The sequence below is a fragment of the Paenibacillus sp. Y412MC10 genome, from assembly GCF_000024685.1.
In the GTDB taxonomy this organism is placed as follows: Bacteria; Bacillota; Bacilli; order Paenibacillales; family Paenibacillaceae; genus Paenibacillus_AQ; species Paenibacillus_AQ lautus_A.
The window spans coordinates 1586957-1598925 of record NC_013406.1 but is presented as its reverse complement, the minus strand read 5'-3'; the positions used below and the strand labels follow the sequence as shown (position 1 = coordinate 1598925).

General features: G+C 54.9%; 7 protein-coding genes. 1 reads left to right on the top strand and 6 read right to left on the bottom strand.

The genetic code is table 11. From position 1 onward, the window contains the following. Positions 1–375 precede the first annotated feature (375 nt). On the bottom strand, positions 376–1287 hold the full coding sequence (locus GYMC10_RS06690; protein WP_015733852.1) for a LysR family transcriptional regulator: 912 nt from the start codon (positions 1285–1287) through the stop codon (positions 376–378). A gap of 119 nt (positions 1288–1406) precedes the next feature. On the opposite strand from GYMC10_RS06690, the gene GYMC10_RS06685 reads away from it, so the two are divergent. Next, positions 1407–2801: an MFS transporter gene (locus tag GYMC10_RS06685; RefSeq protein WP_015733851.1), complete on the top strand. Its 1395-nt coding sequence runs from the start codon at positions 1407–1409 to the stop codon at positions 2799–2801. A 300-nt stretch (positions 2802–3101) separates the two neighbouring features. On the opposite strand, the gene GYMC10_RS06680 is transcribed toward GYMC10_RS06685, so the two are convergent. The 5 genes from GYMC10_RS06680 to GYMC10_RS06660 all read right to left on the bottom strand — a co-directional run bounded on the left by GYMC10_RS06680 (position 3102) and on the right by GYMC10_RS06660 (position 11960). Then, positions 3102–4964 (bottom strand): ABC transporter ATP-binding protein, encoded by a 1863-nt coding sequence (locus GYMC10_RS06680; protein WP_015733850.1) that lies wholly within the window; start codon positions 4962–4964, stop codon positions 3102–3104. After that, the gene (locus GYMC10_RS06675; RefSeq protein ID WP_015733849.1) at positions 4945–6687 is read right to left on the bottom strand and encodes an ABC transporter ATP-binding protein; all 1743 of its coding nucleotides are present in this window, start codon (positions 6685–6687) and stop codon (positions 4945–4947) included. The genes GYMC10_RS06680 and GYMC10_RS06675 overlap by 20 nt, the downstream gene beginning before the upstream one ends. A gap of 284 nt (positions 6688–6971) precedes the next feature. Then, positions 6972–10286, bottom strand: a complete 3315-nt coding sequence (locus GYMC10_RS06670) for an ABC transporter permease (protein ID WP_015733848.1) — start codon at positions 10284–10286, stop codon at positions 6972–6974. A 10-nt stretch (positions 10287–10296) separates the two neighbouring features. Then, entirely contained in the window at positions 10297–10998 is a 702-nt protein-coding gene (locus GYMC10_RS06665) for an ABC transporter ATP-binding protein (RefSeq protein ID WP_009591627.1), read from the bottom strand. Positions 10999–11369: 371 nt separating this feature from the next. After that, positions 11370–11960 (bottom strand): hypothetical protein, encoded by a 591-nt coding sequence (locus tag GYMC10_RS06660; protein ID WP_235201753.1) that lies wholly within the window; start codon positions 11958–11960, stop codon positions 11370–11372. Positions 11961–11969: the final 9 nt, after the last annotated feature.

The window sequence follows — 11969 nt, the reverse complement described above, 5'->3', positions numbered from 1 at the left end:
AGATTGCATCCGGAAAGATGACAATGAATCAGCTCCTACAGTTTGTTTTACTTTTGCCTGTACTACTAATGTGAACTCAAATCGGGTCTTGTCTATGCTAGAAAGGGATTCAATCGACAGGATGCGCTCCCCAGTACTGCCTGCTTATAGTGAACAGCGGGTGAATATCGGGCCGAAAAAAAAGAAGCCTTCTTCTCCCTAAGCCGGTTGAGAACAAACGTCATGGGTGTGCGAAGACCTCCTCATTGTCATGAAGAGTAACCAACGGGCGTGGCCATCTACTTCTCCCTGTTCTTTGGTCTATAAAACGGTATGAAGGGGATTCTCGCCTTATGTAGAAGGGAGGCGGCCGGGACAGGAAAAAGACGTGATTTGTCAGATCACGTCTTTATGCTTCATCGGCTCCTGAAACTCGCGGAAATAGTCTACCAGGAATGACTGGAACTCCGTTGCGGCCTTGGACAAGTAACGCCGCTCCAGCCAGGCTATGGTAAAGGTGCGGTAGCAGGAAGGCTTCTCAATGCGCACCATCGCGTACGGGGGCATGTCGTCCCCTTTGCATCCGGGTACAAATGCGGCTCCAAGCCCGGCCGATACGAGGCTGGACAATGCTGCCGGCTCATCGACTTCACATACGACTTCCCGGCTGATCCCGGCCAATCGGCAAAACTCTTCGTTCATTTTACGAAACGGATGGCCTGCCTTGTACTCGATGAAGGCCTCCCCCGCCACCTCCTGAAGGGAAATGCGGGACCGTCCCGCCAATCGATGGCCGTGAGGCACCGCCAGGAACACCTCCGCATGGAGGACCGGAATCTCCCGAATGTGGTCTTCGTCCAGGGCCGCCGCGGTAAAGCACAGATCGACTTCTCCGTTTTCCAGCATCTGCACCATCTCCATCGTGGAGTCGGGCGGAATCTGAATGATGCGAAAATTCACGTCAGGATATCGCGCGCGGAAAGCGCCCAGGGCTTTGGACAGCCGGGGCAATGCCGTCGTTGCTATGCGGATGCTCCCCCGCTCCATGCCTGCCAAATCGGACACTTCCCTCCTGCCTTCCTCTAGGGCCGATAACGCCGTATCGACGCTTTTCAGAAAAGCCTTCCCGAATGAATTGAGCTTGATTTGCCGGCTCTGCCGATCAAACAGAGGCACGCCCAAATCTTCCTCCAAGCGGGCAATCGTCTTGCTGAGCGCAGGCTGGGCAATGCGAAGTTCCTTCGCGGCCTTGGTCATGTGCTCCATTCGGGCCACCGTCTGAAAATAATGCAGCTGAAGCAGTTCCATGAGATTCTTCCTCCTTTATTGATACCCTTGAGTATATGAATGCATGTCATAATATATATTTTTATTTATTAACTATCGATTGTAGAATAAATCGTAACCAAAGGAAAGGGGGAAATCACATGAACGAGCATCAACAACCGCAACAGCCGTCGGCTGAAAAATTAATACGCATTCTGGCGTTTACGATGATTCTCTCGTCGATGAGCGCAACCATGTTTAATATCGTGCTTCCTGAAATCAGCCAGGAATTCCGGCTTTCCTTCGCCCAGGTCAGCTGGGTATCGTCGATTTACATGCTCATCTATGCCATAGGCTCCGTCCTGTACGGAAAATTGGCCGACACCTATAAACTCAAAAATCTGGTCACCTTCGGATTGCTTCTCTTCTTTGTCGGTTCCATCACGGGCTTGGCCGCACAGGCCTACTGGATGGTGCTGCTGGGACGAATCCTTCAGGCAGCGGGGGCAGCCGTCATTCCGGCAATCGCCATGATCATTCCTGTCCGTTACTTCCCTGCGGAAAACCGGGGCCGCGCACTCGGCATAACGGCGACCGGGCTCGCCATCGGCAACGCGATCGGGCCGGTGGTTTCCGCTTTGGTCGTTAGCACGTTCCATTGGAGATGGCTCTTTTTCATTCCGCTGCTCATCCTGGTCACCCTCCCTCTTTATCGCAAATATCTGGGCAATGAAAAGGGCCAGGGCGCACGGATCGATTGGCTCGGCGGCGGCCTTCTGGCCGGAACGGTCGCGCTGCTGCTCCTGGCGGTGACCCAAGGCGGCTGGATATTCGGTTTAGGCAGCCTGATCCTGTTCCTTGCGTTCCTTCTGCGCATTCGTTCGGCTAAAGCGCCTTTTGTCCAGCCCCGTTTATTCCGCAACCAAAGCTACACGGTCGGACTTGTCCTCGGCATGTTCATCATGAGCGTCGGCTATGCGCTGCCTTTTCTTACTCCGCAGCTGCTCTCGGATCTGAACGGTCTGGCACCGGGATGGATCGGATTTGTCATGGTACCCGGAGCCGTCGTCACGGCCATGCTGGGCGGAAGAGGCGGCAAGCTTGCGGATACCAAGGGAACCCGCTTTTTATTCTATGCGGCTTCCATCCTGCTGCTGCTGTGCTTTGCCCTGTTGTCCACCTTTGCTGGCGTATCGCCGCTCCTGATTGCACTGTTCCTGATCTTCGGCAATGTCGGTATCATGTTTATGCAAATCTCGCTCTCCAAGACGATTTCCTTATCGCTGCCCAAAGAGCAAACCGGCGTCGGCATGGGACTGTTCTCCCTGCTTAACTTCCTGTCCGGCGCGATTGCCACCGGGGTGTACGGCAAAGCCGTCGACCTTGGCGCCGGCACCTCCTGGAACCCGCTGAACATGGTACAGGGAGCTTCGACCTACAGCAACATCTATATCGTCTTGGTGGCGTTGCAAGCAGGAATCCTTCTGCTGTTTATGCTGCAATTTGGCAGAACGGCACAGCATAAGCTGCAGGTTCAAACCACCGGATCCAAATAAGGAACGGCAGCCAATGCGGGGGCGTTTGATGAAAACATGCCTGCCCATCCGACAATGATCCGGGGCTCGCATACAGGCTGCGCAGATCTGAATCCGCGCATGCCGACAAAAAAACCACCGGAGCAACGATTGGCTGTAAGCCGCTCCGGTGGTTTTGATAATGTCCTGATGCCTCTAATTTGTTAAATGCGATGACGATGCTATGGATGTACCTGCCTATACCTGGTAACCCTTATACGTCCAAACGCGGCTGCAGGCAGAGAAGAACATGCGCTTCTTCCTCTTGGTGCCACTCTAAAGTTACATGGCGGCGCGCTTCAGCTGTCCATGATATAAATCGCTGTAGAACCCTCCCTGCTTCAACAGCTCATCATGGGAGCCCTGCTCCAGCAGGCGTCCGTCTTTCAGCACCAGGATGCGGTCGGCGGAGCGGATGGTATTCAGACGATGGGCTATCACGAAGCTCGTCCTGCCCTTCATCAATCGCTGCAGCCCTTCCTGGATCTTGATCTCCGTTACGGTATCGATGCTGCTTGTCGCTTCATCCAGCACCAGCATGGAGGGGTTGGCCAGAATTGCCCTTGCGATCGCAAGCAGTTGCTTCTGCCCTTGGCTGATGCCGCTGCCGTCAGGCTTGAGCATTTTGTCGTAACCGTCCTTCATGCGCACGATGAACGAGTGGGCGTTAGCCAATTTTGCGGCTTCCTCCACTTCTTCGTCGGTCGCATCCAACCGGCCGAAACGGATATTCTCACGGATGGTGCCCTGAAACAGGAACGAATCCTGAAGCACAAAAGCCATCTGCGAACGCAGGCTTTCCCTGCGGATCGAAGAAATGTCCCGGCCGTCCAGGGTAATGCTTCCACTGTCCGGATCGTAAAACCTGGAGAGAAGCTGAATCAAGGTGGTTTTTCCCGCACCGGTCGGACCGACCAGCGCAATCATCTCGCCGGGCTTCGCTTCAAAGCTGATGCCTTCCAGGGTGTCCCCGTCTTTATCGTAAGAGAACGAGACGTTGTCGAACTTGACCGCCCCCTCTACGCTCTTCAGCGTGACGGCCGCTCCTTCATCCTTCGCTTCAACCTCTTCGTCCAGCACTTCGAATACGCGTTCCGCACCCGCAATGGCGGACAGCAGCGTATTCCATTGGTTCGCCAGATCGTTCAGCGGTCTCGTAAACTGCCGCGCGTAACTTTCGAATATAATGATGACGCCGATCGTAATATGCCCCTGGATCGCCAGGATGCCACCAATGCCCGCCACGATCGCAAAGCTCAAGTTGTTGAGCCCGTTCATCAGCTTCGGAATGAAGCCCGATATGCTCTGCGCCCAGAAGCCCGATAGACGAATCCGTTGATTGCGATCATCGAATTCGCGGACCACCCGTTCCTCCTGGGAAAAAGCCTTGATGATTCGCTGCCCGGACAGCGTTTCTTCAATGTAGCCGTTCAGATCCCCCAGATTGCGCTGACGCTCTTTAAACAGCGGGCCGGTTCGGCGGGTAATCCAGCGCATCCCCATCATCATCAGGGGCACGACCAGGAACGTCAGCAGCGTAAGCAGCGGGCTAAGCCATAACATGACGGTTAACGTGCCGATTAAAGTCAGCACGCTTGAGAAGATTTGAATGGCCGAGCTGTTGAGCGTCGAGCTCACGTTCTCGATGTCATTCGTCAGACGGCTCATGATTTCGCCCTGTTGGCGCTTGCCGTAGAACGGAATCGGCAGCCGGTGCAGGTGCGTGAACAGATCCATTCGCATACGGTACACGGTTTCTTGAGCGATACCGATCATCCAGACATTGTGCAGCCAGGTGGTTAAAGCCTGAAGGACATATACGACGGCCAGGCCAACCAGAAAGTACAGCCAGGCGGAATCGATGGAGCTGTCGGGATTTCTTACATCATCCAGAAATTTGTCCACCCCGACCCCGAGCAGATATGGACCCAGCAGCGCCAGGCCCGAGCTGAACATCACCATCAGCAGCACGAGCGCGAGTTTCCCTTTGCGCCGGGCAAGATAAGTCCATATCCTGGAGAGGGTGCCCGACCAGTTTTTCGCCTTGGCTTTCGGCTTGCCGCCACGGCTGCCGCCATCCTTGTTCTTGTCAAGATCCAGCTTCGGCTTTGGGTGACGAAACGGTTCAGTGAATGCCTTGAGCATGATGCTGCGCCTCCTCTCCATACTGGGATTCATAGATGCGTCGATACAGAGCGGAGCTTTTCATCAAAGCGTCATGATTCCCTTTTCCGATCAAACGCCCGTCATCCAGCAGCAAAATCAAATCCGCCGAAGTGGTCGAGCTGATCTTCTGCGTAATCAAAAACGTCGTGCAGGATAAATCCTTGAGGGCATCCAGCAGGGCGCCTTCCGTTCGGACGTCAAGAGCGCTGGTGCTGTCGTCCAGAATGAGGATGGCGGGCTTTCGCACGAGCGCCCGCGCAATCGACAGGCGCTGCTTCTGTCCGCCGGACAAATTGACCCCGCGCTGGCCCAGCATCGTGTCATACCCGTTAGGCAGATGCTCAATGGTCTCATGAATCTGAGCTCGGCGAGCCGCCTCCTGAATTTCTTCCATCGTTGCATCCTCGCGTCCCCAAGCAATATTCTCCCGCACCGTCCCGGAGAAGAGCAGCACTTCCTGCGGCACATAGCCGATGCTGCTGCGCAGGTTCACCTCATCGATCGACGCGGCGTCCACGCCGTCTACGAGCACGGTCCCCTTCTCTTCCTCGTAAAGCCGCGGAATCAGCTGGACCAGCGAGGATTTGCCGGAACCCGTGGCTCCCATGATGGCGATGCGTTCACCAGGCTTCGCTTCAAAGGATATATCCGTCAGGACGTCGATGTCGCTGCCCGGATAACTGAAGCTCACTTGCTCGAATTTGACGCCCCCCTGAATATCCACTTTTCCGGCTTGGTCCTTGTTTGCGCCTGCCGCCATATCCTCCGTGCCCAGCACCTCCTGCGCACGCTGGGCGGAAGCCCGTCCGCGGGAAAAGGCAACGACGACCCAAGACAGGGCTGACATGGCGCCGATGCAGCGCAGGGAATAGTTGACGACGGCGACCACCTCGCCGACGCTGGCACTGCCGGACGCAATATCTTTGCGGCCGAACCACAGGACCGCCATGATCCCGGCGTTCATAACGAGGAGAATAAACGGCATCGTTGTCTCCGTTAATCGCAAGGTCGAGACGGTGGTGCTCATCAGCTTGCCGGAAGTACGAGCAAAGCGCTCAATCTCATGACCCATGCGCACGAATACGCGGATCAAGCGAATCCCGGTCAGATTCTCCTGGATGACGCCGTTCACCGCATCCAGCCGCTGCTGGACGCTGCGGAACGCATCGGCAGCCCGCTTCATGATCCAAGCGATGAAAATAAACAATACGGGCACGGTCAGCACAAGCAGCAAGCCCAGCTTCACATTCACTACCAGTGCCATGATAATGCTGCCGAGCACCACCAGCGGGACGCGCGTCATGAACCGCAGGCCCATGAACACCGTGTCCTGAATCTGGGTGACGTCACCCGTAAGCCTGGTAATCAACGATGAGGTGGCGAACCGGTTAAATATCGAATAAGAGAACGACTGCACCTTGTCATACAATTGATCGCGAAGATCATAACCGAGCCCCTGACTCGTATGCGCAGCAAAAAAAGAGCTGGATATCCCGGCGATGAAGGCTATAATAGCGCTTCCAGTCAAAACGGCTCCCCACATCCATACGACGGACATGTCCTGCTTCTGTATGCCGTCGTCGATGATTTTGGAGATAAGCAGCGGCTGAATCAGCTCGACGGTGAGCTCGATCAGCATCATGGCAAGTGCCGCAATCGCTGCAACGCGGTACTTTTTCAAGATCGAGAAGACAATTCCCATATGCATTCCTCCGAATGTCGAAGACCCTTATCCTATTTCTTACATCATTTACCCACAGGTCTTCATGTAGTAGCAATATTAGTTCGTACATTGGCTGGATATGTCTATTATAATATATTTTCTCCTAGATCTTGCCGGCGGATGAAAATTATCGCCGAAAATCGCATTCCATTACCTCTTCACGCATGGCGCGCAACATAAAAACCAGGATGAACAGGCAGCGAAAAAGAGAGCCCGTTCACAAGGATCGTCTCCCGAAAATGGCTCTCTTGCCGAACTATATGTTATTCCACGGACTTCAGCGCTTCGATCATGTCGATCCGCTTCAGCTTGTAATGCATGGAAGCCATGACGATGGCCGAGAACAGCAGCGTCAGCAGCGCCGCGTAGCCATAACTGATTTCATGGATGGTGGGACTGAACATCATCGCATCCACTTCTGCGGTCAGGAGCACGAAGCGGTGCAGGAATATGCCTGCCAGATTGCCCGCTATGATCCCGAGCACGGTCAGGATCATGTTTTCCCGATAAATGTACATGGTTACTTCCTTGTCGTAGAAGCCAAGCACCTTAATCGTCGACAGCTCGCGTATCCGTTCGGATACGTTGATATTCGTCAGATTGTACAGCACGACAAATGCGAGGGCCGCAGCGGACACAATCAGGACGACCACCACGACGTTCATGCTGTCCATCGTATCGCTGAAGGCGTCGCTCACGCCGCTCGTGAAACTCACCATGGCGACCCGTTCGCTTGCGGTTAACGATTCCCCGAGCCGATCCTCCCACTCCGGATCGTTACGGTCATAAGTCAGCAGCTGGCTGTTTACTTCGGGCGCTGCGTCAAAAATGTCTTCGTAGTACTTCGGCGTCATGTACACGTAGTGCAAGGTATAGTTCTCCGTGATCCCCGCCACGCGTATTTCAAAGGGTTCATTGTCGCTGTTCTGGACGGCGAATGTGCTGCCAATGCCGAGACCGAACAGCTTGGCCAGCTTCTCGGTAATGATCGCCCCGTCATCCGTTAACGACAGCGTCTGCCCCTGTTCGCGGGGCTTCAGCACGATAAACGAATCGATCTTCTCCGGCGATTGCGGCACGAACAAATTCACATCCTGGCCGTTCACGCCGGGAGCTGCCGCGGTCATCGCCTCCTGGGTCACGTTCAGGATTCCCGTAATCTCCGGAACTCCCGCTAGGCGCTTGTTATAATCCTCCAGCCCGCCGCTCTCGCCGTTATCTTCTTGGAATACCACGGTCGCCTGGTGCTGCATGATTTTGCCGTATTGCATCGGCGCGATATCCCCGATGGAGTCCTTAAGACCGAAACCGGTCAGAATGAGGGCCGTGCACCCGGCCACGCCGCAGACCGTCATGAACATCCGCTGCTTATAGCGGAAGAGATTTCGCGCGGTTACTTTTCCAATAAAGCCGAGCCGGTTCCACACCCAAGGCACTCGCTCCAGCCATATGCGGGATCCGTTCTTGGGCGCCCTTGGACGCATCAGGACCGAGGCGTTGCTTCGAAGCTCCACCCGCACGGCCACATAAGCCGTCATGGTGGTGCAGAGTACAGCCACGACAACCGAGACGACGCTATAGCTGAGATAGAAGCTGGTTCTTACATCGGGCAGATTATATAAAGCGCCGTAAGCATCATAGATGATGGCGGGAAACAGGGTAAAGCCGACGGCCAGTCCGGCAGCCGATGCGGCAACGCTCGCCAGCGTCGAATAGACCAGAAACTTTTTCATCACGTCCCGGTTGCTGTATCCAAGGGCTTTCAGGGTTCCGATCTGCAGCCGCTGCTCCTCAACCATCCGGGTCATTGTCGTCAGGCTGACGAGGGCTGCAATCAGGAAAAAGAATACCGGGAACGCGGTGGCAATGGAAGATAAACGGTCCGCGTTATCGCTGTATTCGGTATATCCCGGGTTGACGCTGCGGTCCATGACATAGACCTTGGGAAGCTCAAGCTGATCCAGCTCCTTCCGGCCCTCGGCCACTTCCTTCTCGCCGTCGGCGATCTCCCGCATAGCCTTTGCTTTTTCCTCTTTGAATTTCTCCTGACCTTCCCGGTAGTCCGCCTGTCCTTGGGCAAGTTCCGCTTTCGCATTCGCGAGCTTGGCTTCCCCCTCCCGTCTGGCGGCTGCAAGCTCTTCCGTTCCTTGCTTCCACGAAGCCTCTCCCTGCGCGAGCTGACGCTCGGCTTCCCGAAGCTTAGCCTGCCCGTCCTTCAGCTCTGCTTCGCTTGCATCCAGCTTCTGCTTAGCCTGATCCAGCTGCAGCGAAGCCTCGTCCAGGCCACGCTGGAACGCGGAAGCCGCCTGTCGCAAAGCAGCGCCGTCCAATGCGCCGTCCATGAAGCCGGCGGCGACCGCCCCTAGTTTCGGATCGGCTGACTGAGCTGCCGAGAGCAGCTCTTGCCTCTGCTCGTCCGGGATGACCTCCGGGTCCAAGCCGGAGATTTGCTGCAGCGCCTTGGCCAATTGCTGTCCTTGTGCCAGCTTTGGCGCAAGCTCCGCCTTTTGTTGGTCCAATTGGCTCTGACCCGTCTTGAGCTGATTCCGGCCCTGTTCCAGCTTCTGCCGATTGCGTTTCAGTTCCGCTCTGCCTTGCGAAAGTTCTTGTTCCGCCGCATCCAGTTTAGCCTGCCCCTGGGCCAGCTCGGCCTGAAGCTTGTTCACCCCATCGCGGTACGTTTGCTCGCCTTCATTCAGCTTGAGCCTGGCATCCGTTAACTCCTGCTCCGCATCGGCAAGCTGCCTCTTGGCATCCTCGATTTTGTGCGTCGCCTCGTCCAGCTTCTTCTGCCCTTCTGCACGGATTTCCGCCAGCCGCTCCTGCGGCATGGCCTCCAGCGCCAGTTCAACCGCTTCTTTGTGCCGGCTGATTTTCTCGTCATACTCGGCTGTATAAGGAGCAGGTTCCGCCGTGTCATGAAAGGTCAAGTAGACTTCCGTATAAACAGGCAGTTTAAAATCCTTCTCCGGAATAACGGCAAATACATCCGCCGTTCCTTTGCCGATACCGCTCGTTCCCCGGCTCATGCTGCTTATGAACAGCGGGCTTTTCGCTCTTCCAACGACTGTATACGTCAGGTGATCAAACGTTTCCCCCAAATCCACTTCCTGATCCGGATTGGTAAAGGTGACCTGATCCCCCAGTTTAAATTCGTTTCCTCTCTCTCCTGCATCGATGACGATTTCGCCTGCTGCCTCTGGCATTCGCCCCTCTGTAAGCACATATTGATTCAGATTATTTCCTGGGTCATAGGAGAGCACCTTCGCGATCCGCCCGCTGTCGCCGAGAAATACGTCCGCGCCGTAGCCCGGTTGAACCGCATCCACGCCGACAACCCGTTTCAGCTTTTCAATATCGCTTGGTTCGAGACCCAAGGTCGATTGAACCTTAAGGTCCATCAGTTTTAAATCCATATAGTAGTGATCCGCCGTATCCAGCATATCCGGCCCGGTGGCCTTGATCCCCGCGAAAAAGCCGACGCCGAGCATAATAATCGCAAAAATGGACAGAAACCGTGCCTTTGTACGCGATATTTCCCGGAAAATATCAGTCCATAACGCTTTCTTCTTCATCATCTATGTCTCCCTACCACTCAATGCTGTCTACGGAAACGGGATTCGGATTTACCACCGTCTTCCGAACCTTGGCATTGTTGATCTCGATGATGCGATCGGCCATCGGTGCCAGGGCAGAATTATGCGTAATGACGATAACGGTCGTTCCCGTGTGGCGGCAGGTATCCTGGAGCAGCTTGAGCACCTGCTTCCCGGTATGGTAATCAAGCGCACCCGTGGGTTCATCGCAGAGAAGCAGCTTCGGCTGCTTGGCAAGCGCCCTGGCAATCGCCACCCGCTGCTGTTCGCCGCCGGACAGCTGTGCCGGAAAATTGTTCAGGCGCTGCTCCAGGCCGACATCCCGCAGCACTTGTTCGGCATCCAGAGCTCGGGGCGAAATCTGCGAGGCTAATTCCACGTTTTCTTTTGTCGTCAGATTGGGAACCAGGTTGTAAAATTGGAACACAAATCCGACGTCATTGCGCCGATATCCCGTCAGCTCCTTGCTGTTAAACTTGGCTATGTCCGTTCCATCCACCAGCACTTGTCCCTCATCGGCGGTGTCCATGCCGCCCAATATGTTCAGCACCGTGGATTTTCCTGCGCCGCTGGGACCGACGATAATCGCGAACTCGCCCTTTTCGATCTCCAGGTTGATTCCGTCGTTGGCTACAATGGTGGTCTCGCCCATCCGATAGCGCTTATATCCATCCTTAATGCTCACAAAAGCCATGTCACTCCACTCCCAACTCATCGTTGCCGTTTCGGCCTGGAACGTTATGTAGAATCTTAGGTAACCCAAGCGGTCTATAGGCGCTTCAGTTGCAGGATGGTCAATGTCTATACGGATACGTATTGCGGCGTCTGCCTAAACCTGTGCAGCCGGCTATTGTATTTGTGCGTTCTTCGTTGTTAGATTCACTTGTTTCGCTTGTCCTGATCCGTGAATCCATCCTTAAAACCAGTGTAGCATAAACAAATCCGCCAAAGAAAACGCTGAACCGCCCCAGACGGCTAAGTCACAGAATGTTCCAGATTCGGCATGCACGAACGGCACAAAAAAAACGCTCCTTCACCCGGAAGAAGCGCTGCACCATAAACATCCTATGATTTCCAGAAGATCGCCCGGTCCTCCGCACGAAGCTTCGTTACGAAACCGGAAGGGTCCTGTGCCGTGTACCCGATCGAATCCACGATCCATCTGCCCCCTGCGTGCTTGTATTGAATCGTGGCCAAGCCGGTATCCCGAAGACGATGCTCGCTGGTTCCCGTCTCATGGGTCGCGTCGGTCATGAGCTTAAAATAGGGATCGATCCGTTTGACTTCTTGAGCAAGGGCTTCCCCTGGAACCAAAACTTCAAACTCGCTCCACTCCGGGAGTCGGCTAAGCCGCCATTGATCCGTGAGATGTCCGCCTCGGGGATAAAAGAACGAAACCAGCTTGCTGCCATCCGCCATTTCGTGAATTTCATACGTATAGTCCCGTTCTTTTCTTACGATATCCGGTTTGCCGTATTGGCTTTCTACTGTATATGAATCCGGGGCATACGACATTAGCAATCGATATAAAAAAGGAATGTTGATCTCGTTCTGAAGCGTCATATCCTCATCGGCTTTTCCGGCACAAAGCAACAGGAGGACTAACATCGCCGCGATTGCACCCAAGCGCAATCCTGCTGCCCGAGCTTTAAACACCCTGTCCGT